The sequence below is a fragment of the Pseudomonas sp. MT92 genome, from assembly GCF_058792515.1.
Genome location: NZ_JBXAFA010000023.1, coordinates 22,573 through 47,587, shown reverse-complemented (window position 1 = coordinate 47,587; position 25,015 = coordinate 22,573). Strand labels below are relative to the sequence as shown.

General features: G+C 53.2%; 19 protein-coding genes. 1 reads left to right on the top strand and 18 read right to left on the bottom strand.

Annotated features, from left to right (window positions below; translation table 11 throughout):
- Window positions 1-324: 324 nt before the first annotated feature.
- Complete coding sequence (locus AC1Q6D_RS30400; protein WP_047535456.1) at window positions 325-1,902, top strand: sensor domain-containing diguanylate cyclase; 1,578 nt, start codon at window positions 325-327, stop codon at window positions 1,900-1,902.
- 134 nt (window positions 1,903-2,036) lie between these two features.
- On the opposite strand, the gene rloA3 is transcribed toward AC1Q6D_RS30400, so the two are convergent.
- The 18 genes from rloA3 to atpA all read right to left on the bottom strand — a co-directional run bounded on the left by rloA3 (window position 2,037) and on the right by atpA (window position 25,000).
- Window positions 2,037-2,552 carry a retropepsin-like aspartic peptidase RloA3 gene (gene rloA3, locus AC1Q6D_RS30395; RefSeq protein ID WP_167362945.1) on the bottom strand — a complete coding sequence of 172 codons (516 nt, stop codon included), beginning with the start codon at window positions 2,550-2,552 and terminating at the stop codon, window positions 2,037-2,039.
- A gap of 70 nt (window positions 2,553-2,622) precedes the next feature.
- Window positions 2,623-3,537 carry a cation diffusion facilitator family transporter gene (locus tag AC1Q6D_RS30390; protein ID WP_047535460.1) on the bottom strand — a complete coding sequence of 305 codons (915 nt, stop codon included), beginning with the start codon at window positions 3,535-3,537 and terminating at the stop codon, window positions 2,623-2,625.
- 179 nt (window positions 3,538-3,716) lie between these two features.
- Window positions 3,717-4,103, bottom strand: a complete 387-nt coding sequence (locus AC1Q6D_RS30385) for a TFIIB-type zinc ribbon-containing protein (protein WP_081997970.1) — start codon at window positions 4,101-4,103, stop codon at window positions 3,717-3,719.
- A gap of 54 nt (window positions 4,104-4,157) precedes the next feature.
- Window positions 4,158-6,536, bottom strand: a complete 2,379-nt coding sequence (locus AC1Q6D_RS30380) for a heavy metal translocating P-type ATPase (protein WP_371919933.1) — start codon at window positions 6,534-6,536, stop codon at window positions 4,158-4,160.
- Between the two features lie 424 nt (window positions 6,537-6,960).
- The gene (locus AC1Q6D_RS30375) at window positions 6,961-7,353 is read right to left on the bottom strand and encodes a DUF6957 family protein (RefSeq protein ID WP_146041517.1); all 393 of its coding nucleotides are present in this window, start codon (window positions 7,351-7,353) and stop codon (window positions 6,961-6,963) included.
- Window positions 7,354-7,645: 292 nt separating this feature from the next.
- Window positions 7,646-7,852 carry a GNAT family N-acetyltransferase gene (locus tag AC1Q6D_RS30370; RefSeq protein WP_371919934.1) on the bottom strand — a complete coding sequence of 69 codons (207 nt, stop codon included), beginning with the start codon at window positions 7,850-7,852 and terminating at the stop codon, window positions 7,646-7,648.
- Window positions 7,853-7,918: 66 nt separating this feature from the next.
- Window positions 7,919-9,589, bottom strand: a complete 1,671-nt coding sequence (locus AC1Q6D_RS30365; RefSeq protein ID WP_103405962.1) for a TniQ family protein — start codon at window positions 9,587-9,589, stop codon at window positions 7,919-7,921.
- A 273-nt stretch (window positions 9,590-9,862) separates the two neighbouring features.
- A complete protein-coding gene (locus AC1Q6D_RS30360) occupies window positions 9,863-11,587 on the bottom strand; it encodes a TnsD family Tn7-like transposition protein (protein ID WP_047535469.1) in 1,725 nt (574 codons plus the stop codon).
- A gap of 15 nt (window positions 11,588-11,602) precedes the next feature.
- On the bottom strand, window positions 11,603-13,072 hold the full coding sequence (locus AC1Q6D_RS30355) for an ATP-binding protein (RefSeq protein WP_047535471.1): 1,470 nt from the start codon (window positions 13,070-13,072) through the stop codon (window positions 11,603-11,605).
- Window positions 13,072-15,237, bottom strand: coding sequence for a TnsB C-terminal domain-containing protein (locus tag AC1Q6D_RS30350; protein ID WP_047535472.1), 2,166 nt, complete (start codon window positions 15,235-15,237; stop codon window positions 13,072-13,074). Before AC1Q6D_RS30350 ends, AC1Q6D_RS30355 begins: the two co-directional genes overlap by 1 nt.
- Window positions 15,234-16,091 (bottom strand): TnsA endonuclease N-terminal domain-containing protein, encoded by an 858-nt coding sequence (locus tag AC1Q6D_RS30345; RefSeq protein ID WP_047535473.1) that lies wholly within the window; start codon window positions 16,089-16,091, stop codon window positions 15,234-15,236. The genes AC1Q6D_RS30350 and AC1Q6D_RS30345 overlap by 4 nt, the downstream gene beginning before the upstream one ends.
- A gap of 283 nt (window positions 16,092-16,374) precedes the next feature.
- Window positions 16,375-18,207, bottom strand: a complete 1,833-nt coding sequence (gene glmS / locus AC1Q6D_RS30340) for a glutamine--fructose-6-phosphate transaminase (isomerizing) (protein ID WP_103405963.1) — start codon at window positions 18,205-18,207, stop codon at window positions 16,375-16,377.
- Between the two features lies 1 nt (window position 18,208).
- Window positions 18,209-18,988, bottom strand: a complete 780-nt coding sequence (locus AC1Q6D_RS30335) for a DeoR/GlpR family DNA-binding transcription regulator (protein WP_178083156.1) — start codon at window positions 18,986-18,988, stop codon at window positions 18,209-18,211.
- Between the two features lie 198 nt (window positions 18,989-19,186).
- Window positions 19,187-20,554, bottom strand: a complete 1,368-nt coding sequence (gene glmU / locus AC1Q6D_RS30330) for a bifunctional UDP-N-acetylglucosamine diphosphorylase/glucosamine-1-phosphate N-acetyltransferase GlmU (RefSeq protein ID WP_103405965.1) — start codon at window positions 20,552-20,554, stop codon at window positions 19,187-19,189.
- Between the two features lie 114 nt (window positions 20,555-20,668).
- Window positions 20,669-21,094, bottom strand: coding sequence for a F0F1 ATP synthase subunit epsilon (locus tag AC1Q6D_RS30325; protein ID WP_047535482.1), 426 nt, complete (start codon window positions 21,092-21,094; stop codon window positions 20,669-20,671).
- Between the two features lie 43 nt (window positions 21,095-21,137).
- Window positions 21,138-22,517: a F0F1 ATP synthase subunit beta gene (atpD, locus tag AC1Q6D_RS30320; protein WP_103405966.1), complete on the bottom strand. Its 1,380-nt coding sequence runs from the start codon at window positions 22,515-22,517 to the stop codon at window positions 21,138-21,140.
- A 27-nt stretch (window positions 22,518-22,544) separates the two neighbouring features.
- Window positions 22,545-23,405 carry a F0F1 ATP synthase subunit gamma gene (atpG, locus tag AC1Q6D_RS30315; RefSeq protein WP_047535487.1) on the bottom strand — a complete coding sequence of 287 codons (861 nt, stop codon included), beginning with the start codon at window positions 23,403-23,405 and terminating at the stop codon, window positions 22,545-22,547.
- 50 nt (window positions 23,406-23,455) lie between these two features.
- Window positions 23,456-25,000 (bottom strand): F0F1 ATP synthase subunit alpha, encoded by a 1,545-nt coding sequence (gene atpA, locus AC1Q6D_RS30310; protein ID WP_047535490.1) that lies wholly within the window; start codon window positions 24,998-25,000, stop codon window positions 23,456-23,458.
- Window positions 25,001-25,015: the final 15 nt, after the last annotated feature.

Below are 25,015 nucleotides of genomic sequence, written 5' to 3'. Positions count from 1 at the left end.
TCAAAGCGTTTTGGGGATTCCACCTTGCGTGATTAGCCGACTGTCATTGATGCCGGTAACTCTGCACTTGCGCGTAGCATAGGCACCCACCAGGCTGATCTGACCACTATCAGGAGCCTTAGCATTCCTTCGAGCGTCAAGAATCGCGAGCTAGCGAGCAGGCAAGGTGTTAGGTCGCAAATCAGATTCCTCATCCAGGACATGTAAAAGCCACCTATCTCAACTTTGATGATGCATAGTTGTAAATGCAACAAATGGGCGAAGTAACTATTTAAAAATGGCTAAGGGGATGTGTCGCCATTTCATCAGGTGTTAGGGAGCGTCATGCAGCAAGAGTGGCTAGAAGAGCCTATCGCTAAAATAAAGGACGTCGAATCTCGAGGAGTTGAAAAGCTCGAGGCCAGACTCAAGGTTCGATCCGCAATCTTTTTTCTGGGGGTGGTGTGTCTGTCCTTGGTAGCTGTGGTGATGTGGGACGTCTGGAACTCTCGCCAGTATCGTTTGCATGACCAAAAAATCGCGATGTCGAACCTTGCGCAGACCCTGTCATCGCAAGCGCAGGCGTCGATCAAGCAAGCCGACACCGTCTTGTTCAGCCTGGTAGACCGCCTCGAAATCGATGGCATGGGCCACGACCAGTTACCCCGATTACAGCGCTTGCTCATTGCTCAGCGCAACGAGTTGGCTCAGTTGCATGGCCTGTTCATCCATGACGAAAAAGGTGAATGGGTAGCGAGTTCAAGCATGGTCACCCCATCAACCACCAACAACTCCGACCGCGAATATTTTATCTTTCATCGAGAGCATCCTGAACGCAGTCCGCATATCGGCCCTTCGATAAAAAGTCGCACCACGGGCGAGTGGGTCATCCCGGTGTCGCGCAGGATCAATCATCCCGATGGCAGTTTTGCTGGCGTGGTGGTGGCGACCCTCTACCTCGATCATTTTCTTCGGCTGTACAACAGCATCGATATCGGCGGTGACGGCGTTATCAACCTGATATCGGCCGACGCCAAAATCGTCGTTCGCCGCCCCTTCAGCGAAGCTAAAGTAGGCACCAGCGTTGCCAATGGCCCGCTCTTCACACAACTCCTGCCCAAGGGGAGTTCTGGCACCGCAACCGTTAAATCCTATGTGGATGGTGTGGAACGCGTGGTGGGGTTTCGGCGAGTCGATGAGTATCCGCTCATCATATTTGCAGCGCTCAACAAGGATGAAGTCCTGGCGAGCTGGCGACAGGAGTCGTGGCTAAGCGCGGCAATAGTTTCATTGCTGCTGGGCATTCTGGGCGTGCTTGGCTATCGGCTTATCAGGCTGATGAGGCAGCAGAATCATATTCAAAACGAATTGTTGGGCGCTCAAGACAACTTGATCGAGGCCAATCGAACGCTCGAGTTGCTGGCACTGGAGGATGCGCTGACAGGGCTGGCGAATCGGCGTCAGTTCGACCTTTTCATTCAGGCGGAAATGGGGCGTGCCAAGCGCAGCCAAGGGAACCTTGCCTTACTGATGATCGATGTCGATCACTTCAAGCGCTTCAATGATCAATACGGTCATTTGGCCGGGGATGAGTGTTTACGCACCATCGGCGCGATCATAAGAGAGAACATCAAACGCCCCGGGGATCTCGCTGCGCGCTATGGCGGCGAGGAGTTTGCCGTGGTGTTGCCGGGCACTGACTATGTGGGGGCATTTCTGGTTGCAGAGAAAATCCGCCGTGCCGTTCAGCAAGCAGGAATCGAGCATAACGAAAGCACTGAAGGCACCGTCACGGTCAGCCTTGGCGTTAGCGCCTGCAATCCTACATCCCAGGAATCACCCGACGACTTGATTGACGCCTCGGATAAGGCACTCTATGTCGCCAAAACCAGCGGAAGAAATATGAGCGTTATCGCTAACTGACTGACCAACAATGAGCAAGTGAGATTAGGAACGGCGATCCCACCGGTGGTAATCGGCGTAATTACGCAAGGGGGATCGCCAGCCGTTTACGTATAATCACCCTGCACGTATAGATAAAAGGTAGGATGTTAGTTCTAATTACAGTTGGGTTCGTCAGTGAAGGTGCGCGAGACATCGACCGCCCCCAACGCCCCCAAAGTTCGGCGACCAAGCAAGACGGGATAATTCATGTCGCCTCGATCCTTCAGTGAAAACTCTTCCTCATAAATTTTATCACCTATGCACATCGTCATCATGACTACTGGACGACGTTCAGCTCCGCCGGCGCCTCTAACCTTTACATTTCTTTCGACGCGTCGCTCGAAGAGTGCGTTACTCACCTTCTTAGTTTTGGTATCTTTGACTTTAACGTTGAAACGAACCCATTCCTCTCCATTTTTTCGGAATCGTTCCAAGTCTTTCGCATCCATCGAAGAGGTAAGAGCCCCTGTATCTAATTTTACTTTCACGGCAATATTTTCCGGTAAAAGTATTCCTTCTTCAATCCACCCGAATACCTTTTCTGGATTAGCAGGTGTTGAAAAAGCCGGCTGTGCTACAAAAGCCAAAAGCATTGCCAGCCCAGAACAACTTAAAATATTTCTGATCATTTTAATCAACCCTATTGATCGGTATCCGCGATGTAAAAACTTGCGCCCGGTTAAAATAAATGCAACTCAGTTAGTGGACCATACCCTCATGGTCGTCAGCTAGTTTGCTATGAAAGTCCGAACCTTCCATTTGGACAGTCGTATGACTGATCTGAAACTCTTCACTCATAAGCGAAGTTACTTCGGACAAAATATCTTGCTCGCTACGAGAGTTGGAGTCAGCAATAAGATGGACGCTCATTACACTTTTTCCACTGGTCAAAGCCCAAACATGCAAGTCGTGCACATTTTTGACGCCATCGATCCCATAAAGCTTCGCCTCCACCTTCTGTATATCGATGCCATCTGGAACTCCTTGAAGCAATATGTTCAAGCTTTCCTTAAGTAAGGACCACGTTCTAGGCAGCACCCAGAACCCAATACCGGCAGCGACAAGGGAATCTACCCAGTTCCAACCAGTGAAGCGTATCAACAGGGCTGCGATGATGACGCCTATAGACCCCACCATGTCGCTCCAAACCTCTAAATAGGCACCTTTAACATTGAGGCTTTCACCACTGGCAGCACTTAGCAGGCGCATTGAAATGAGGTTGACGATGAGCCCAATCACCGCGATAACCAACATGCCCGTTGACTGAATTTCTGCAGGGGCCTTAAGTCGCAGATACGCTTCATACACGATATATATTGCGACTAAAAATAACAAAACCGCATTGAATGTGGCTGCAAGTATTTCGAATCTTGCGTAACCAAAGGTCCGTTTTTTATCCGCAGAGCGCTTGGCTATATGAATAGCAACCAAGGATATCGCTAAAGCGGCCACATCCGTCAACATGTGAGCCGCGTCGGATAGTAAGGCCAGACTGCCGGTGACAAAGGCCCCGATGACCTCCGCCACCATAAAGCTCGTCGTTAGGGCGAGAGCGATCCACAACATCTTCTCATGGCCTGCGCGCACTTGGCCGTGACTGTGTCCAGAGCCCATAATCTTATTCTCCTAATAGTGACTCGAGAAACCCCCACCATCCTGGTAGTACGTTGCTACGGTCTGTTGCAGAACATAAGGACCTGTGACTACCCCAAACCGTTCCCTTAAGCGATATCCCACTTCAGGATTGATGGTGGTTTGAGGGAAATCTCAATCAAAAGCGCGAAAGCGCAGCCTTAATCGAACATCTCCTGCAAAAACGATTTTTTGCGATACGGCTGTTGCCCCTGATGCCCACCCTGACTTTGATGGCCACTCTGATGACCGCTTTGATGGCCACCGTCTCTCCAGCCGCCACCGTGACTTTCTCGTTGATCTCCATGACCATGGCCATTCCCATGTTGGTTGTAACCAGGCTGTTCTGCGGGAGGAGAACTTTGCACAGGTGAAGTTAGGTTCTGTGGAAGAAACCTGACGGCCTCCTGCTGTTGGCTGCGCTCGATGATCTTGTCGAGTTCGCCTCGGTCGAGCCAAACACCACGGCATTGAGGACAATAATCAATTTCGATGCTTTGGCGCTCAGTCATTACGAGGGCAGTATCTTTGCAGATCGGACATTGCATGATTTGATTTCCTTGTGTGGACATGTAATTGAAGAAGAAGTCGCAGCTTTCGTATCACCGACGCAATAACCGCAGGCCGTTAAATACGACGAGCAAGCTCGCCCCCATATCGGCGAAAACAGCCATCCACAACGTAGCGTGGCCAGACAACGCAAGCGTCAAAAAAACAACTTTGATGCCCAGCGCCAGTCCGATGTTTTGCTTCAAAACAGTGGCACATCGACGACTCAGGCTAATAAAATCAGCAATCTTGCGCGGGTCGTCATCCATGATGGCTACATCAGCCGTTTCAAGCGCTGTGGCAGTCCCTGCGGCCCCCATTGCAAAACCAATATCGGCTTGTGCCAATGCTGGAGCATCATTTACGCCGTCACCCACCATGCCAACAGAACCAAAACGGCGTTTGAGTTCAGCGACGGCGGCTTGTTTATCCTCCGGCATCAGGTTTCCGCGCGCATCCTGAATGCCGAGCTGCGCGGCAATGGATTTGGCTGTTGCAGGGTTGTCACCCGTGAGCATCACCGGTACGACATTCAACGCTTTCAGAGCAGTTACGGCTGCAATACTTTCAGGTCTTATTGTGTCCGCCACAGCAAAAATCGCCACTGGGCCGCTGGTGGCGCAGAGCACGATTACTGTTTTTCCTGCGTTTTCCAGCAACGACAATCGGGCCTCAAGCGCCGGCGAACATACACCCAGCTCCTCTACCAAGCGGTGGTTACCCAAGTGCCATGATTGACCGTCAATAGTGCCTTTGACGCCACGCCCGTTGAGTACACCAAAGTCCTCGACCGGCAGAGTCGAGGCGTCTGGCTGCTGTAGTTTCCATCCGCTGACCAGGGCCTTTGCCACTGGGTGTGTGCTGTGGTCATCGAGACTCGCAGCAATCTTCAAGGCCATCCCGATGGGCAGATCACCAAACGGCTCGGTATCAGTCAGTATTGGTTTGCCTTGGGTCAAGGTGCCGGTCTTATCGAGTGCGACAACCTTCAGAAGTCGGCCACTTTCAAGGTATGCGCCGCCTTTAATCAAGATGCCATGTTTGGCAGCCGCAGCCAGACCACTGACGACGGTAATTGGCGTTGAAACCACCAAGGCACAAGGGCAAGCAATGACTAATAAGACCAGCGCCTGATAGAGCCAATTGCCCCAGGTCCCACCGATCAGAACAGGGCCCAATACAGCAACCAAGAGGGCAAGTACCACTACAGCCGGGGTGTAATAGCGTGCAAACTGATCCACAAAGCGCTGAGTAGGTGCTCGTTGAGATTGCGCGTCTTGTATCGCCGACGCGATACGAGCAAGAGTGCTTTCTCCTGCTACGGCCGTCACAGTCGCTTCAACCACACCATCAGTAACGATACTGCCTGCGTAAAGAGGATCACCGACCTGCTTATCAACCGGCAGGCTTTCGCCGGTAATTGGAGCCTGATCAAGGGCCGCACGACCAGACTCGACGCTAGCATCCAAGGGTACTCGTGAACCTGTGCGAACCCGAATACGACTACCGAGTAACACACTTGCCACCGGCTGGTCTTTCCAACCGCCATCGATCATGACTTCAGCGGTTTCTGGCGCTAACGCAGTTAGCGACTTGATCGCGTTACGCGCGCGCTCCAGAGAAAGTGCTTCGATAGCTTCAGCAATAGCGAAGAGAAAAACCACCATCGCAGCTTCAGGCCATTTACCTATGACGAGAGCACCGACGACAGCCAGCGACATCAGAAAATAGATGTTCAGCGTGAAGTTCTTAATCGCAATCCAACCCTTTTTGAGGGTAGGCAGGCCAGCGCTAAGAATGGACAGAGCGGCAAGCACCATCACCGGCCAGGAGCCTTCCTGCCCAGTTGTCCACGCGATGACCTCAGCGGCGATAGCAGCCAGGCCGCTAATGGCCAGTAATCCTTTCAATTTTGCGCTCAGGGCAGGGGGAACCGCCGATGGCGCGGCACCGGCCTCAAGCAAGCTCGGCCCCATGTCCAACGCGACTAATGCGGTGACGATTGCCTGCGGATCATCTAAGCGGTGATGCACGGTCAACTCACGATTCAAGAGATTGAAGTCGAGTCGGACAATTCCGGACATGGGTTCCAGCCGGTTACGGATCAGGCGCTCCTCTGTGGGGCAATCCATTTTGTCGATGCGGTATCGAACCCTGTTGGTCCCTTCCGGAGCGGGACTACTCTTGATAATCGCAACACCTTCGGTAGCTTGCGTGCCATGAGCACAACACGCATCGGCATGATCGTGGGCATGCTCATGCTTGTGGTCGTGGTCGTGGTCGTGGTCGTGGTCGTGGTCGTGACCATGTTCTTTATGATGCTTAGGTTCAGCAGCCTTAACAGACCCATGCTGATGGTCAGATCCGCAACACTCTTCTTTCTTCTGTACGTGAAGACGGAGGACCGGCTTGAGCTTGTTTTCCTGGTTCATGGTGTTTCTACCGCAGAGGATAATTCCACCATTCAACAGCCTGTACCTACTACAGGGTCAAGCACGGAATGAAGTCTGCCGTTTCTTGTCGTGGCATGGTATGCCCCACACAGTGATTTCTATCAATCGATTGAGCGGTTGATATCCCCCTCTGCGATTCACTACGACCAAGCCATCCCATTGGAATTGTGGGACTGCTAGTGAACATCGCCTAGCCTGGTTGCTCAAGGATGGTTAATCCCGCACACAACATGACCACGATCATGGGCAAGGGCAAACCTACGTGCTGCCTACATGCATGTACTGTTCGACACGGTTGCTGTCCAGCGCTATGTCTTCGTAAACACCGGAAAAATATAGGGATGGCTGAGACGGACGAAACTTACACCGCGGAACGTCGATGACATTGCGCACCAGTGAATTTTCAGTACAGGCTCTGCGCGACGTCCAGGTCTGTTCGTACCCTTCGACCGGGTCCCATCAACACATAAACGGTGTTTTTAGTCTCGAACAGGCAATCATGGGTGAAGGAAACACCCAATGAGGTTCTTACCCAATGACCGCGAGGGAAACGTCCTTTGCTATCGTGGATAACACATAAAGCGTTGACCAAAGTAGGAGTGACTCCTCTTCTAGCAACGGCCTTTAACTGACGGGGGGAGACCGCTATATCAACCACTGTCCAGTCAGCGACCAGGCAATAGGCGCGTCCAGGGAAGTAAAATCCGACCAGAGCCAAGGCGTCTGAATGAGCTAGCTCACATCCAGGTAGTTTTTCGCCACCGGAAAGCAGTTCGGCTAGGCCCTCAAGATTCATTCGTCCCTCCGACCCTCTTCGACAATCGAGTCGAATAATCAATCACCCCAGTCAGCATAGCTGCCCGTAATGCGCCTGGAATTAACGCCGATGAACAGTACGCAAAATTTGACTCATCTCCTCGAAAGCTGATGCTTAGCCCCGTCGCTATGGTCTGATTCACCCCGCGATACCTCTGATCGCGGGCTCACGTTCTCAAGACCGACAGCTCTACGTATCCCTCGCCTCACTGAAAACCACAATTTCGATCGGTGGTGTTGCCACCTGGAGTGGCTTGCGCCAGTAACCGACGTCATGCCATTGCCCATGCTTGAATCCCTCTTTGGGATAGGTGCCAATGGGAGGAAGCCGGGGGCTCATGAATACCGATGTCTGCGGCATTGAGTAGGCGATATCGGCGTACGCGGCATAGAACCCTTACCTGCTCAAGCCGCTGATAGAGTGCACGTCCAATGCCACGTCGCTGTGCCGCTGGGTCAGTATAAACAGTGACATCCACTGCCCAGCATTACGCCTCAGAGATCATCGGATCCAGAACATTGCTGTGTCGTTCCATAAAAATCTGCTAGAGCTTTGAATTGGACGCGATCATCTCCATGTATGCATTGCCACCCATGGGAATATCATAACCTGGTGGCCCTTCCCATTGCCGCGAGACGCCAGTATTTCTAAGCATAACTTCACCATCAATACCTTCCTTAACCATGTTGTCTAAATCCCACTCGAAGTGATTTATCAACGCCTGACACGCCACATGAGGTACTGTAGTCAATAATTTTAAGGTGGAGCTGTTTGGGGGTAACTTAAGCCTCGCGATCTCCGACATCGTCCATATCAATCTCCGTAACCGGAAATGCCAAAGAGATTCTAGATGAAGCTCAAGTTGTTCTGACACCAACGGAAACGACTTACGAGTCGCACGCTCCCTACTTACTTTTCGCGGCAAAAGTGCAAGCATGTTACTGATATTTACTCGAACCTGCTTTTGGGTGACTCGGTACAAATTCTCCACGCCTTCTTTAAGAATTTTTGCGTATTTTTCGTCCTCATCGCTCACCACCGACTCAACACTATTCTTCTGTTTTACATCCTTTGTAATTTCACTCAATAACCAGTCCTTATCGTTTTCGTTGAGCCAACGTGTTGCTTGATAAGCATTGACCCAAAGATAGTCCATGCCAATACCTGGCTTAACTTCAAGTAGTATTGAAATTTTTTCTCGATAAGCCTTTTTTTTACTTTCTGGCAAAGCTCTCTCTTTAAGACGGGCCATCGGTTTTTCCGAACTAGTAAGTAGAGACTCTTCTGCCAAGCATTTCTCGAATTTTTCTGCACTACCAAAAAGATGGAGCGATATTAGAAGGTGCCGCGCCAATGGCATGTCGATTTGACCTCTTGTTGTCGATAGTCTAATCCATTGACGTCTGATCCCAGCTGCGTACGCTAGGTCAATTTTAGAAATAATTTCATCGCCGAACCTATCACGAATACTGCTGAATAATTTAGCAGTACCAATTTGATCTCCATAATTAAACCCTTGCTTCTTTGCTTGACGCCGATAACAGGCAGCCAAAACCTTATAATCCACCGATGGCAGATTGCGTTGCAGAATATCATTTACAAAAACTGCATACTCTCGCTCCTCATTTGAGGCTAGTAAACGGTTCGCAGGTTTAACAGCGTTCCACCCACAAACACAATCGTCGGTCAAAATAGGTAACAATCTGTTCTTACGATAGAAAGGGTGAGAACAATTAGGGCAAGATTGAAGAAGTTCTTCACCGTGCCGCCAGCAGGCTGTAACGCCCGGTAAATGATGAGCTCGGTGCCAATATGCGTAACCTGACTCTATGAGGTCGGCCTGCACACAGGCTAAGCAAATCTTGGCTCTGCTATTCTTAGTGCCCTCCCACCTCGGCACTCGAGCAACATCAGACAAAACTCTGTCCAGATCCTTAGAAGGGTCTTTTGATAACCCTATAAAAGGCTTGTATGCAGGAAAATAAGTATTAATTTCAAGCAATTCATTAAAATTGCTTTCTTTAACTCCAGGTAATCGAGACGCAAGGCTCCCTAATTGCTTTGGTATAATCGAAAGTTGAAATGGGGCAACGCCAAAAAGATCACGAAACGTTTCTGCCTCGGTTTTGTTTCCGGACAAAAAATGGTACCTCGTAATACGAGATAATAGTGTCTCGTCTGGCATCGATATTGGGAAAAAAAGAATACTGGACATGAGTAGCCGACTTTCTAGCGTGGGTTCTGGTAGGACGCGAATCCTGTGAAGGAAGTACTTTTATCACATATCACCCTGTACCCAGGCAAGGATTTTTATGAACGCAACACAGTAGCGAACAGCCACCAACCACTACTTTAAAAAATCAGCCGTTTTTATTCGGTGTCACAATATAATACCGAACACATATAAATACCCTCCGTGTATTGCTTCGCCAAAAACTCACACAGCGAATCTACGCGTTGCTCATTGACGGGGCTTCTGGCGACGGCGTTACAGAGCAATATCCATACGAGAATCAGAATGCCGTCCTCCTGTGCGCGGTTTTCTGATACACGCTGTTCGATATATCGATGATTGAGTAATTGGTTTGCCGTCCAGTTTTAGCTTACGCTCGGCCCAGCTCAAACGCCTCCTATGGAATGCATCCAGGGTTTCGCATTCGGCTGCCAGGGCAGCTGCACAGTACGGCAGTTTATTGAGCTGCTTTTCAAACCTAGATAACACATGAAGCTCTCTGCCTATTTTTGTCCTTGAGATAAGGACAGGTTTACCTGGGAGCGTTCGTAACCTTTCAGCGCAGTGAACAACTTCGTTGGCGAGTTTAAGGTCGAGATCTTTGAATCTTTCGATCTGCTGACCACACGGTCGATGGGCTTTACCTGGCTCTTGTGTAAGCTGGGACAGCCATTCCCGATCATTTCGATGAAGCCACACATAATCTCGACACTCATGAGCTAGGCGAGCCCTGTAATCACCCCCAAATCGATTCCTCCTATCACCCAGCTGTTTTGAAAGCCTCGCCTCTTTCCATCGGCCTGGTCCATCCGGAATCGCGCGTATCGTTCGGTAAACGCACGTAACCGAGTTCCCCGTTTCTGACGCTATGGTCTTCGCATCAGCCCCTGAGAGTGCCCGCATCCAGATCGCTTCAGATGCCTCACTCATATACTCATTGGTGCGTGAGCGATGAGGTTGAGGTTCGTTGCCAGCGCGTCGACTAGGAGTCTCGGTATTGGCTGTTCGGTTAAGCGACTCGGTAATAGGCCCGTTCTGCCGCAGGAACGTTTCCATGTCGACCTTCAGCGCGCAGGCCAGCAGGATGAATTTCAGCGGATGATGTGTGGACCTCGGCTTACGCAAAAGCTTCATAACCCAGGCCGCCGGTATATCCGCAGACGATTTGCTCAATATCGAGTACTCCCCTGAGGAGGGGAAAGCCTTAAAGAACGCAGACATGTGCCGCGCCAATCTGCCTAAATGCAGCCGACCAGAGCAGGAAGCCAGCTCCAGGGCGATAGCACTATCCAAAAGCACTGAACGAATAGCATGTGGACATAGTGGAGGAACATCAGTCTCAAGCACCCACAGTGAACGCTGCGCTATTTCGTGCAGTGCTTGTTGTAGATCTTGAGGAATGTTCAACGAAATGGAGTGGGACTGAACGTCTTCCTCATCCGGTAAGTGCATCCGTCGAGAATTTCGGCTCAACCAGCGGTAATCAAGGAACCTCAGCAGGGTTCCATGGTGGGGACAGATCAAAACGCCTGGAAGCTGATGCACACGGTGCCAGTACGCAACTCCCACACAGGCCATGTCCTGGTCGATACAGTCGAAGCAAAATCGCACTCTCGAAGCGAACTCGAGTCGACTCGCAATCAACCCCAACCTTAGCATCAACCCCTCGCCGTTTCCCGCCATCAAGGTATTGGCGTCGTCCACCTGTTGCTGGGTCAAAAAAGGCTCGTAGTAGGGCAGCAGCGTATGGCGCTTTATCACTTCCGCTAACGATAGACCCGTGCCACTCGGCAGCGCCTCGGCAAGCTCAGCTAGTCGACATGGAAAAGCCACGTTCTGCGAGAAGAAGTTTGCGGACTGCGCTCCATCGAAAACTGCTCCGCAGCTACGTAGGCCACAGAGGCGGGCGTATCTTGAAAGGACGCTGTGAAGCGTCTCATCGGGGAATACGGCCGGAAAGAAATGGAATTTGAGCCCCATTTCGTCACCTTTTATTCACCCCTTCCGATACAACGGAGAGAACTCAAACAGATCGCTGTTTATCCAACCGGCGCTCTTTAACGCCTCAATGGAGTTTTCACTTTCACTTAACGCCTGTGCCTCTGACGTCTCAACCGCCACCGCCGCAGGCGGCTGCGATTTGACTGCGTTAACGGGCGCCGCATTCGGCTTTGGGGCACTATTGTCGCTGCGACTGATGACACTGCGCAGCAATGCCAGTCGCTCCGGCCGAGCCAAACCATCGAACGCCATCATGTCGCTTAGTTGGTCTTCAATCGGAAGCAAATCGTCGAACTGCCGCATCCGTTTAGGATCTCGGCTTCGCAGGGCGGACAAAGCTGGCTTCAATATCTGCATCTTGGTGTTGCTCACCAACGCGATTGTCTCGGCGGTAACGCATTCCGAACCACTCTGGATCGCATACCTCTGACTGAGCACCAAAAGCTTCACCAAAAAGTCGGTGACGCCTTGTGTATGCTCATACAGCGCATCAAACACCTCTTCGGTCAGTTCGACCGGCTGCTGGTACCACTGATAGCTCCAGAGGTTTTCAACGAGCATTCGCCATTCGTCATCGTCCTTCTCAAAGCGTTTAAATTCTAGAACCCCGACGCCGCAGCAACGTCGTGCGTTACGCATGACGTCCGAAAATAGGCTGATCATGGAATTTGTCCCGATAAACACCACGGGAATGCCGATGTTGTTCACAAGATGGAGGAAGAAATTCAGCATGTTGTCCTTGCCCCCAGTTTTCGCCAGGTGCAGGTTCTGAAGTTCGTCGATCAGCAGAGCTCCGATGAAAAATGTACTCGCAACCTGCTCCATTTGTTGCAACGAGTCATTGATGTTCCGAGCCCGATACCGCTTGTAGTAATCCTCATCACCCAACGCTCGCCCAACCGCATAGAAGAATTGCTGACAGAAGCCTGCCAGCGACCCATCTCGGGGGCAGTCAAGCTTGAGCCAGGTGATCTGGGTATGAACGAACTGCTTTCCTTCATAACGCTCATGTCGGATCGTTTGAGGGTAGAGACTCAAAATGGCTTCGAGGGCGGTGGACTTCCCAATGCCACTAAGGCCAACCAGACTGAACGTTTCGGCAGTGGACTTGAATCCATCGTGGTAGCGCTGTGCACCCGAAAGCGAGTGTAGATGTCTGACAGTGTCTGGAGAAGTCGGGTTACGTCCGACGTACCCTCGTCGGATCAGCAAGGAAAATACGGACTCCAGATCCATGTGGACCATCAGAGGCTGAACCACCGTCCTCAACCGGTCGATACAATGGATCCGAGTCGAACGGTCAAGGGTGAGCTCCTCTGAATCAACAGGACGGGGAAAATTCGAAATCAGTTGGACTGCTACCTCTTCTGAGAAGATAGGTGGCAGCGCTTCGATGAGCGGATTGCCCGCGTAATCCACGATCGCCTGCTTGGTGTAGCTTGCGAAAACTTGGGCGCCTTTCATTAGTTTTGTCCTGGGCGGAGTCGTTTGAGCATATCGATGACCTGAGCGCTGCGAGGGCCGGCAAAGTTCTCGGAGCGCTCTGGGGCGGTCTCTGCCTTCTGCGTAGGTGGGTCAATCCTCACACCCTCTGGCACATGGGCGGTCTCCCGTTCCTTGAGGCGTTCAACAGCGCGGTTCTCACGAATATTCCCAATCATCTCGGCCTTGGTCGCAGGGGCAGGCTCTTCCTTTCGCTCAGCCATCGCACCACTGACGATTTGATTAACCTCCTCTAGAAGCGAAATCCGACTCTCCAACTCAGCGCGTTTATGAGCTGGTGGAGCCTGGCGGTAAGCTTCGAGCAGGTCGAAAATTTCATCGGATCGATAATCAGCATACTTGCTGTCAGACTTACGCAAATCGCAACGGATGAACTGTTTGTTGTCTCCCCGGATCCAAATATGTGCTGAGGAATTTGGGTCATACCAACACTCTATAGACCAAACCCCACGGCTACGGGCTTTCGCAAACCAGTTGTTCTCGATCGCTGCATCACAGACATAGTGCATCCCTCGGAATAACACACCACCCTTTTGCACCGTTGCTTGCTCGCGCGGAAGCAAATGGAGATAGACCAGTTCGTCGGGATGATTATTTGGTTCGACGTGGCCATTTTCCATCGCCCAAGTCCAAATACCTACCGGCGTCGGATCGACACCGTCGCTCATCATCTCTTGAGTGAGCCTGTCGGGCTGCCGGTTGAAGCGGTTATAGTGAAGGACGCACTGGATGATGATCTTAGTGAACTCTTTCATGCTCAGCGTCGCGTCGAGTCGGTAATCTCGCTCGCCACGCTCCTTCTCCCTGGCCGCTACGCCACCTGGAAGCCACCTGATGCCCGTCAGATCGTTCAGGATACCGAACCGGCTCTCCACCATCGACTTCCAGTCCGGCCGGTAAGGCGGAGCGATTCCCAGCTCGATTTTCAGTCCAGTGGCAAGACCTTCAGCTGCTTTCCCCAACATCTCGCCTCGATCGGCGTAGATGTGATGTGGGAGGTGATGACAGGCCCATTCCTCGGGATCGATTGTGACCCCGTTGGTAGCGCAGAACTGAACCTTCGAAGTGAAAGCGTTGAACAGCGCTTGCCTGGCTCCGTTCCAGCTCGGCCCCTCCAACCCGATGTAGAGACCGACGATCATGCCGGAAAAGCTATCGATGACGACGTACACCACCGGCCGTCCAATGAGCATCCGTCTGGAGTAGCCGTTCACGAGATAAATGTCAGCAATGGTGGCATCGATCTCAAACTGATGGCAGGGACCGCGAAGCCAGTCACGCACGGTTCCAGAAAGGGGGCGGCAATCTTTTAGCCACTTTCGCATTCCCTTACGACCGCGTTCAGTTTCAACTTCGTCGAAATATTGCTTTCCCCAATAATCAAACTGCCTGAAGGAAGGAATTTCCGAATCGGGTAGGAGGCGACCACCCGATTCTGGATTTTTCGACAGGTCTTTCGCTGTGTAGAACCTCCTGAGCATCTCGACATAGGCGCTGGTTATCGTAGAAGTCTTATCTCCCACGAATAACGAGTAACCGACACGGATACAGCGCTTATCCACGGCATCAATTAGCTTGGTCGGCGAAACAGCAATGCCTTGGTATCGTGGTTTCCTGCCCGGAGGTTTTGCAGGATCATACTTGCGCACAGGAACTCCGACGCCCGCGTAGTTTTTCAAGAACGCATTTCGAACCTGGCCATTGATCCAGTAACGGTACAGAAGTCGATAGATACTCTTGCGCTGCATGCCAAGCTCAACAGCTCTAGCACCCACCATTCGCCCCATCTCACCGGGAGCAAATATCTGACCTGGGTAATCTGAGTCGATCAGGGGCGCGATGATGTTCCACTTTTCATCCCTTTCCCGCTTCTTTTTCTCATCCAGGTCATCCTCTAGTACTAAGAGAAACTCAGGTGTAACAATCTTGGCTGGTTTCGTATCGCCTGCTATGACGGAGCCGCGAAGCTCTTCCAAGCCCAAACCAATCGGTTGGCGGGGCGGGTCCGTTAATTGAATCAAAACCACCGCATCGTATCGCTCATTGAGATACAAGACCCTAACGATGCCCGGCACGACCGAAAACTCAGTGACCGGTTCGAAATAATCATTGACTTGGACTTTCATGATAAACCCTCCGCCGCCAGTGAAATTTTTACGGGGTTTTCGATGATTTCAAAGGTTGGTAGTGGTGCAGTCATTTGAATGGGAGTATCAACCAAATCTACCTTGATCGACTTGGCCCATATCAGGTGATGATATAAAGCCCGAGAATCTTGATAGGAAATAAATAAACGTGCGGAAATCTTTCGCAGACTTTCAGCAGTACTCCATGGGTACGGACGGCAGCTAGCTAAATGCTCCAGAAAATCTGAATGTAATGAGGGCTCTGCCAAGGCGCGCGGCAGCTGAGCGAATTTCCTTAGCAAGCCTAAATTCTTGATCAAGTCGGGACTAAACATTTCTTCAGTGACAATGGCCCAATCAACGTGTTGACCAGTCCAGAAACGCTTTTCGACCTCAAGTTTTTCCAGCGTTCTCCTGGCTTGTTTGCCTTCGAGGTCGCTGCGGTATTTGATTGTGCGGGCTACGGATTTAAAGCTTCCATCGGACTTTTTGATTGTTAATACAAAATCCGTGGTCATAACGTAAGGAAGTACTGTCTTCGGATACCTGGGGTATCTCACTCCGATAGAGCTAGCGATTGCTTGAGCACTTTCACGCGGCAACAATGGATACTGCTCGCGTATATCCACAACATCTTCCGAAAATTCACATACCAAAAAATAGGCGCGTTCTAGGTCAGAAAAGAGGTGATGGAGGCGATCGATCTTCACACCTTGGATCTTGTGGGAGCGTCCTCTCGAAGGCACATCTTGAACGCGCAGCCACGGCAGATAACTGGCACCAGCTCCGCTACCGAATCCATTCGTAATGTGCCGCTGAATGTCTAACTCTGACGAAAACCTACGACCGCGCAATGCTACCTCCTTCGTCCGCCGGGACCGCCTCTTCCTCGCCCTGAAAAAATAGTTATAGGAAAAAATCGTTCACCATTTGCCGATGGCATAGCGCTTTTTTAGCCTACTCCCGGAGCGAAACGAAGCGAAGAATCTAGACCGATGGCTTAGCCCAAAAATGGAAACCCCCGTAAATACGGGGGTTTAGGCTTTGTGTCAATCTATGTTGTGTCGTGTCAACCTTTATTGTTTTGTGTCAATCTTTATTGTTAGAAGCCAAAGGACTCGAACAGTTGTGGATAACTTATTCCACAGTCACCGACTTGGCTAGGTTGCGTGGCTGGTCAACGTCGGTGCCTTTCAGCACGGCCACGTAGTACGACAGCAGCTGCAGCGGAATGGTGTAGAGGATCGGCGACAGGATGTCGTGGATGTGTGGCATGTGTACGACGTGCGTTCCTTCACCGTTGGTCATGCCTGCCTTTTCATCCGCGAAGACGATTAGCTCGCCACCACGGGCGCGGACTTCCTGAAGGTTGGACTTCAGCTTTTCCAGCAGCTCGTTATTCGGTGCCACGGTCACGACTGGCATGTCGTTATCCACAAGCGCCAACGGACCATGCTTCAACTCGCCAGCCGGATAGGCTTCGGCGTGAATGTAGGAAATCTCCTTGAGCTTGAGCGCCCCTTCCATCGCTACCGGGAATTGCGCACCACGCCCGAGAAACAGGGTGTGATTTTTCTCGGCGAACAACTCAGCGATTTTCTCCACGGTGCTGTCCATGGCCAGCGCTTCACCGAGACGGGTTGGCAAGCGACGCAACTCTTCGACCAGCGTTGCTTCTACGCCTTTGCTCAACGTGCCGCGAACCTGCCCCAGAGACAAAGTCAGCAGCAGCAAGCCGACCAATTGCGTGGTGAAGGCTTTGGTCGAGGCCACGCCGATTTCGCGACCGGCCTGGGTCAGCAAGGTCATATCGGATTCACGCACCAGCGAGCTGATGCCGACGTTGCAGATTGCCAGGCTGGCGAGGAACCCCAACTCCTTGGCGTTGCGCAGCGCGGCCAGAGTGTCGGCGGTTTCGCCGGATTGGGAGATGGTTACGAATAGCGTGTCCGGCTGCACCACTACTTTGCGGTAGCGGAACTCACTGGCCACTTCGACTTGGCACGGAATACCGGCCAGCTCTTCAAGCCAGTAACGAGCGACCATGCCAGCGTGATAACTGGTGCCACAAGCGACAATCTGTACGTTGCGAACTTTGGCGAACAACTCGGCCGCTTGTGGACCGAATGCCTGCACCAGGACTTGAGTCTGACTCAAACGCCCCTCCAGGGTGCGCTGTACAACGGACGGTTGCTCGTGGATTTCCTTGAGCATGAAATGACGGAACTCGCCTTTATCGGCCGCTTCTGCGCCATCACGGTACTGCACGGCTTCGCGCTCGACAGCCTTGCCGTCAACGTCCCAGATCTGCACGCTGTCGCGACGAATTTCGGCGATGTCGCCTTCTTCCAGGTACATGAAGCGGTCAGTGACCTGGCGCAGTGCCAACTGGTCGGACGCCAGGAAGTTTTCACCCAAACCCAGGCCGATCACCAGCGGACTCCCGCTACGGGCAGCGACCAGGCGATCTGGCTGGCGAGCGCTGATCACTGCCAGGCCGTAGGCACCGTGCAGCTCTTTGACCGTTGCCTTGAGCGCGACGGTCAGGTCGTGCAGGTCCTTGAGTTTGTGGTCCAGCAGGTGCGCGATCACCTCGGTATCGGTGTCCGACGTAAACACGTAACCCAGGGATTTGAGTTGTTCACGCAGGGCTTCGTGGTTTTCGATGATGCCGTTGTGCACCACCGCCAGGTCACCGGAAAAATGCGGATGCGCGTTGCGCTCGCACGGCGCACCGTGTGTCGCCCAACGGGTATGGGCAATACCCAGGCGCCCCATCAATGGTGCTTCAGCCAACGCCAGTTCCAACTCGCTGACTTTACCCGGACGACGCAGGCGTTCGAGTTTCGCGTCGTTGGTGTAGACCGCCACGCCGGCACTGTCGTACCCACGGTATTCCAGACGCTTCAGGCCTTCGACCAGGATGGCGGTGATATTACGTTCTGCGACTGCGCCGACAATTCCACACATGCTATTTCTCCTGACTGATAGCGGCGCAGATCAACGTGATGCCGCGCGCCTGAATCTGATCCCGTGCCTCAAGCGGCAGGCGATCATCGGTAATAAGGGTATGAACACTGCTCCAGGGCAGTTCCAGATTGGGAATTCTGCGACCGATTTTGTCGGCCTCCACCATGACAACCACTTCTCGGGCGACTTCAGCCATGACCCGGCTCAGTCCAAGTAATTCATTGAAGGTGGTTGTACCGCGGACCAGATCGATGCCATCAGCTCCGATGAACAGCTGATCGAAGTCGTAAGAGCGCAATACCTGCTCGGCAACCTGACCCTGAAAGGACTCGGAATGCGGATCCCAGGTCCCACCGGTCATCAACAGCACTGGCTCATGCTCGAGTTCGCTCAAGGCATTGGCCACATTCAGTGAGTTGGTCATCACCACCAGGCCCGGTTGTTGACCGAGTTCCGGGATCATCGCAGCGGTAGTGCTGCCGCTGTCGATGATGATCCGCGCATGTTCGCGGATTCGTGTCACCGCAGCACGGGCAATGGCCTGTTTGTATTTGGAGACCGGCTGACCGATATCGGCCACCAGCTCCTGGGGCATGGTGATCGCACCACCATAACGGCGAAGCAGCAGACCGTTGCTTTCAAGGGCTGCCAGATCCTTGCGAATCGTAACTTCGGAGGTTTCGAAGCGCTTGGCCAACTCATCCACACTGACTTCGCCTTGCTCATTGAGTAAGGCAAGGATGTTGTGGCGACGCTGAGGTGTATTGCGCTTCGACATAATTCAGTAAGTTTCGTTTCGAAAGATAACGTAACCAATCAAAACCTATCGGCGAAACTTCGTCAAGCTGTGCAAAGAAAATTTATCTGTGGATAAAACACAAAGGATCGCAGTCTGCTTCAACATCTACAGAATATTAATATTGCCCTGTAGGCGCTGAAGCAGGCTGCGATCCTTAGATTTCAGCGATCTGTGGATAACTTAGCTCTTCTTGATTTTCTCGGGCCGCTTCCAGCCATCGATATTCTTCTGGCGCGCACGGCCCACGGCCAACTGTGCGTTATCCACATTCTGCGTAATGGTCGAACCGGCCGCAGTGGTTGCACCGGAAGAGATATCCACAGGCGCGACCAGCGAATTGTTGGAACCGATGAACACATCTTCGCCCAACACGGTTTTCCATTTGTTGGCGCCATCGTAATTACAGGTGATGGTGCCGGCGCCAATATTGGTACGCGCACCGACCTCGGCATCCCCCAGGTAAGTCAGGTGTCCGGCCTTGGCGCCTTCGCCCAAGTGGGCGTTTTTCAGTTCAACAAAGTTACCCACATGCGCCCGAGCTTCCAGCACCGTACCTGGGCGCAACCGTGCGAATGGACCTGCATCGCTGCCTTCACCCAGAATCGCGCCTTCGATATGGCTGTTGGCCTTGATCACCACGCCTTTGCGCAAGGTGCTGTCCTTGATCACGCAGTTAGGACCAATCACCACGTCGTCTTCGATGACGACATTGCCTTCGAGAATCACGTTGATATCGATCAACACGTCACGGCCGACGCTGACTTCTCCTCGGACGTCGAAACGAGCAGGGTCTCGCAGCGTCACACCCTGGGCCATCAAACGACGACCGGCACGCAGCTGATAATGACGCTCAAGTTCAGCCAGCTGTTTGCGGTCATTCGCGCCCTGCACTTCCATAGCATCCTGAGGTTGCTCGGTCGCCACCACCAATCCGTCGCTCACTGCCATGGCGATGACGTCCGTGAGGTAATACTCGCCTTGGGCATTGTTGTTGGACAGTCGGCTCATCCAGCCACCCAGGCTTTCGAAGGGAAGGGCCAGAATGCCCGTATTGCCCTCAGTGATTGCGCGCTGGGCTTCAGTGGCGTCCTTCTGCTCAACGATAGCGGTAACGTTACCCGCCGCATCACGCACGATGCGGCCATAACCGGTCGGATCGTCCAGGTTCACGGTGAGCAGGCCCAGTTGCTGCGGCCCAACCTTCTGGAGCAGTCGTTGCAGGGTTTCCACTTCAATCAATGGCACATCACCGTAAAGAATCAGCACGGTGTCGGATTTGATAAAAGGGACCGCTTGGGCCACCGCATGGCCTGTGCCGAGTTGTTTGTCCTGAAGAACGAAATTCAGGTCATCCGCAGCCAGACGCTCACGCACTGCGTCGGCTCCATGGCCAATCACCACGTGAATGCGTTGTGGATCAAGTTGCCGGGCGCTGTGGATAACATGGCCGAGCATCGAGTTGCCGGCGATCGGGTGCAGAACTTTGGGCAACGCCGAGCGCATACGCGTGCCTTGACCGGCGGCGAGAATAACGATTTCAAGAGACATGACTGGCTACCAATCCTGGGTGGTCAGCGGCTGCGACCATAATGGTGAACATCAGAAAAGAAAAAAGGGTAGCCGAGGCTACCCTTTTTTATCAATCACACAACAAGCGAGGCCTTAGTGGCCGAACTTCTTGCGGATCTGCTGGACGGTGCGCAGCTGAGCTGCAGCCTCGGCCAGACGTGCGGCAGCAGAACCGTAGTCGAATTCCGCGCCCCGCTCATGCAAGGCCTTCTCGGCAGCCTTTACGGCTTCCTGAGCGGAGGCTTCGTCCAGGTCGGCAGCACGTTGCACGGTGTCGGCAAGAACCTTGACCATGTTCGGCTGAACCTCGAGGAAGCCACCGGAGATGTAATACACCTCCTCTTCCCCGTTCTGCTTGACCAAGCGGATCGGACCTGGCTTCAGATTAGTGATCAGCGGCGCGTGACCCAGAGCGATACCAAGATCACCCAGTGCACCGTGCGCAATCACCATCTCGACCAGGCCGGAAAAGATTTCCCCTTCCGCGCTGACGATATCGCAATGGACTGTCATAGCCATGATTGCCTCAACCTAAATTAGCGCCCGTTGCCGGGCGCTGGGATTACAGTTTCTTGGCTTTCTCGATCGCTTCTTCGATGCCGCCAACCATGTAGAACGCTTGTTCTGGCAGGTGGTCGTAGTCACCGTTGAGGATGCCTTTGAAGCCAGCAATGGTGTCTTTCAGGGAAACGTATTTACCCGAAGCACCGGTGAAGACTTCAGCCACGAAGAACGGCTGCGACAAGAAACGCTGGATCTTACGAGCACGGTTTACCAACTGCTTGTCGGCTTCCGACAGCTCGTCCATACCCAGGATCGCAATGATGTCCTTCAGTTCTTTGTAGCGCTGCAGCACGTACTGAACACCGCGAGCGGTATCGTAGTGGTCGTTGCCGATCACGTTCGGATCCAGCTGACGCGAAGTCGAGTCCAGTGGGTCTACCGCTGGGTAGATACCCAGGGAAGCGATGTCACGGGACAGAACGACGGTGGCGTCCAAGTGGGCGAAGGTGGTCGCTGGCGACGGGTCAGTCAAGTCGTCCGCTGGTACGTATACGGCCTGGATCGAAGTAATCGAACCTTGCTTGGTCGAAGTGATGCGCTCTTGCAGTACGCCCATCTCTTCAGCCAGGGTCGGCTGGTAACCTACTGCGGAAGGCATACGGCCCAGCAGTGCGGATACTTCAGTACCGGCCAGGGTGTAACGATAGATGTTGTCGACGAACAGCAGAACGTCGTTACCTTCGTCACGGAACTTCTCGGCCATGGTCAGGCCGGTCAGTGCTACGCGCAGACGGTTTCCCGGCGGCTCGTTCATTTGACCGTAAACCAGTGCCACTTTGTCCAGAACGTTGGAGTCCTTCATCTCGTGGTAGAAGTCGTTACCCTCACGAGTACGCTCACCCACACCGGCGAACACGGAATAACCGCTGTGCTCGATGGCGATGTTACGGATCAGTTCCATCATGTTTACGGTTTTGCCTACACCGGCACCACCGAACAGACCAACTTTACCGCCCTTGGCAAACGGGCAAACCAGGTCGATAACCTTGATGCCGGTTTCCAGCAGCTCGTTGCCACCGGCTTGTTCTGCGAAGGTTGGCGCAGGACGGTGAATGCCCCAGCGCTCTTCGGTGTCGATTGGACCTGCTTCGTCGATCGGGTTGCCCAGAACGTCCATGATCCGGCCCAGGGTCGCTTTACCGACTGGTACGGAGATGGCTGCGCCGGAGTCGACGACGTCCAGACCACGCTTCAAGCCCTCGGTGGAGCCCATCGCGATGGTACGAACCACGCCGTCGCCCAGCTGTTGCTGAACTTCCAGAGTGGTTGCGGCCGCGCTTTGAACTGTCAGCGCGTTGTAGATGCTCGGTACGCTGTCGCGTGGAAATTCCACGTCGATAACGGCGCCGATGATTTGAACGATACGTCCGCTACTCATAGCTGGATCCTCTGAATATTTGAACCGTTAAACCGCGGCAGCGCCGCCGACGATTTCCGAGATCTCTTGGGTGATCGCAGCCTGACGCGCCTTGTTATAGACCAGCTGCAAATCGCTGATCAAATCACCGGCGTTGTCGGTAGCGTTCTTCATCGCGATCATCCGCGCAGCTTGTTCAGCCGCGTTGTTCTCGACCACCGCCTGGTAGACCTGCGACTCCACGTAACGGACCATCAAGCCGTCGAGCAGCTCCTTGGCATCCGGTTCGTAGAGATAGTCCCAGTGATGCTTGAGTTCTTGATCCGGGGTTGCCACCAGCGGAACCAACTGCTCCACGGTAGGCTGTTGTGTCATGGTGTTGATGAACTTGTTGGATACCACGGACAGGCGGTCAATACGGCCGTCCAGGTAGGCATCCAGCATCACCTTGACGCTGCCGATCAGATCATTGATCGACGGCTCTTCACCCAGGTGGCTGATAGCTGCAACGACGTTACCGCCGAAGTTACGGAAGAAAGCCGCACCCTTGCTACCAACTACACACAGATCGATCTCGACGCCGTTTTCGCGGTTTACCGCCATGTCCTTGACCAAAGCCTTGAACAGGTTGGTGTTCAAGCCACCACACAGACCACGGTCACTGCTCACTACGACATAACCGACGCGCTTTACTTCACGGTCGATCATGAACGGGTGGCGATATTCCGGGTTAGCGTTGGCCAGATGACCAATAACCTGGCGGATGCGCTCCGCATAAGGACGGCTAGCAGCCATGCGCATTTGTGCCTTGCGCATTTTGCTGACCGCCACTTTTTCCATGGCGCTGGTAATCTTTTGCGTGCTTTTGATGCTCGCAATCTTACTGCGAATCTCTTTTGCGCCTGCCATGTAACACCTATCAGGTTAGCAAGCGGGAGCCTTGCGGCTCCCGCTGCGGCTTACCAGGTTTGGGTGGCCTTGAACTTCTCGATACCGGCTTTCAGGCCGCCATCGATTTCGTCATTGAAGTCACCCTTCACGTTGATCTTCGCCATCAAATCGGCGTGATCGCGGTTGAAGTAAGCAATCAGCGCTTGTTCAAAGCTGCCGATCTTGGCGATTTCGACGTCAGTCAGGAACCCACGCTCAGCGGCATACAGCGACAGCGACATGTCGGCGATCGACATTGGCGCGTATTGCTTCTGCTTCATCAGCTCGGTAACGCGCTGACCATGCTCAAGTTGCTTACGGGTCGCTTCGTCCAGGTCAGACGCGAACTGGGCGAATGCCGCCAGTTCACGGTACTGAGCCAGAGCGGTACGGATACCACCGGACAGCTTCTTGATGATCTTGGTCTGAGCGGCACCACCCACACGGGATACCGAAACACCGGCGTTCACTGCAGGACGGATCCCGGAGTTGAACATGGCCGATTCCAGGAAGATCTGACCGTCGGTGATGGAAATCACGTTGGTCGGAACGAACGCGGAAACGTCGCCAGCCTGGGTTTCGATGATCGGCAGTGCGGTCAGGGAACCGGTTTTGCCGGTCACTGCGCCGTTGGTGAACTTCTCTACGTACTCTTCCGAAACGCGGGATGCGCGCTCCAGCAGACGGGAGTGGAGATAGAACACGTCGCCTGGGTAAGCTTCACGGCCTGGTGGACGGCGCAGCAGCAGGGAAATCTGGCGGTAAGCCACTGCTTGCTTGGACAGATCGTCATAAACGATCAGCGCGTCTTCACCGCGGTCGCGGAAGTATTCGCCCATGGTGCAACCGGAGTACGGTGCCAGGAACTGCAGTGCAGCCGATTCGGAAGCACTGGCAGCAACGATGATGGTGTTAGCCAGTGCACCGTTTTCTTCCAGCTTGCGAACCACGTTGGCAATGGTCGATTGTTTCTGACCGATCGCTACGTAGACGCAGAAAATGCCGCTGTCTTTCTGGTTGATGATCGCGTCGATCGCCAGAGCGGTTTTACCGATCTGACGGTCACCGATGATCAGCTCACGCTGGCCACGGCCGACAGGGATCATGGCATCGACAGCCTTGTAGCCAGTCTGTACAGGCTGGTCTACCGACTTACGCCAGATCACGCCTGGAGCAACTTTCTCGACCGCATCGGTCTCGGTGTTGTTCAGCGGACCTTTGCCGTCAACTGGGTTACCCAGTGCGTCGACAACGCGACCCAGCAGTTCCTTACCAACCGGAACTTCCAGGATGCGGCCGGTGCACTTGGCGCTCATGCCTTCAGCCAGAGACTGGTATGCGCCCAATACAACGGCACCTACGGAGTCCTGCTCCAGGTTGAGTGCCATACCGAAGACGCCGCCCGGAAACTCGATCATCTCGCCGTACATGACGTCGGCCAGACCGTGAATCCGCACGATGCCGTCAGATACGCTGACGACAGTGCCTTCGTTACGGGCTTGGGAGGTCACATCGAGCTTGTCGATGCGGCCCTTGATAATTTCACTTATTTCGGAAGGATTGAGTTGCTGCATTGCTCTGCTGCCCCT

Bases quoted from the DNA above. Each gene is read 5' to 3' on its own strand.
- atpA (WP_047535490.1), bottom strand. From the start codon at position 25,000: ATGCAGCAACTCAATCCTTCCGAAATAAGTGAAATTATCAAGGGCCGC.
- AC1Q6D_RS30390 (WP_047535460.1), bottom strand. From the start codon at position 3,537: ATGGGCTCTGGACACAGTCACGGCCAAGTGCGCGCAGGCCATGAGAAG.
- glmU (WP_103405965.1), bottom strand. From the start codon at position 20,554: ATGTCTCTTGAAATCGTTATTCTCGCCGCCGGTCAAGGCACGCGTATG.
- AC1Q6D_RS30400 (WP_047535456.1), top strand. From the start codon at position 325: ATGCAGCAAGAGTGGCTAGAAGAGCCTATCGCTAAAATAAAGGACGTC.
- atpG (WP_047535487.1), bottom strand. From the start codon at position 23,405: ATGGCAGGCGCAAAAGAGATTCGCAGTAAGATTGCGAGCATCAAAAGC.
- AC1Q6D_RS30385 (WP_081997970.1), bottom strand. From the start codon at position 4,103: ATGCAATGTCCGATCTGCAAAGATACTGCCCTCGTAATGACTGAGCGC.
- glmS (WP_103405963.1), bottom strand. From the start codon at position 18,207: ATGTGTGGAATTGTCGGCGCAGTCGCAGAACGTAATATCACCGCCATC.
- AC1Q6D_RS30380 (WP_371919933.1), bottom strand. From the start codon at position 6,536: ATGAACCAGGAAAACAAGCTCAAGCCGGTCCTCCGTCTTCACGTACAG.
- AC1Q6D_RS30325 (WP_047535482.1), bottom strand. From the start codon at position 21,094: ATGGCTATGACAGTCCATTGCGATATCGTCAGCGCGGAAGGGGAAATC.
- AC1Q6D_RS30355 (WP_047535471.1), bottom strand. From the start codon at position 13,072: ATGAAAGGCGCCCAAGTTTTCGCAAGCTACACCAAGCAGGCGATCGTG.
- atpD (WP_103405966.1), bottom strand. From the start codon at position 22,517: ATGAGTAGCGGACGTATCGTTCAAATCATCGGCGCCGTTATCGACGTG.
- rloA3 (WP_167362945.1), bottom strand. From the start codon at position 2,552: ATGATCAGAAATATTTTAAGTTGTTCTGGGCTGGCAATGCTTTTGGCT.
- AC1Q6D_RS30350 (WP_047535472.1), bottom strand. From the start codon at position 15,237: ATGAAAGTCCAAGTCAATGATTATTTCGAACCGGTCACTGAGTTTTCG.
- AC1Q6D_RS30375 (WP_146041517.1), bottom strand. From the start codon at position 7,353: ATGAATCTTGAGGGCCTAGCCGAACTGCTTTCCGGTGGCGAAAAACTA.
- AC1Q6D_RS30360 (WP_047535469.1), bottom strand. From the start codon at position 11,587: ATGGGGCTCAAATTCCATTTCTTTCCGGCCGTATTCCCCGATGAGACG.
- AC1Q6D_RS30365 (WP_103405962.1), bottom strand. From the start codon at position 9,589: ATGTCCAGTATTCTTTTTTTCCCAATATCGATGCCAGACGAGACACTA.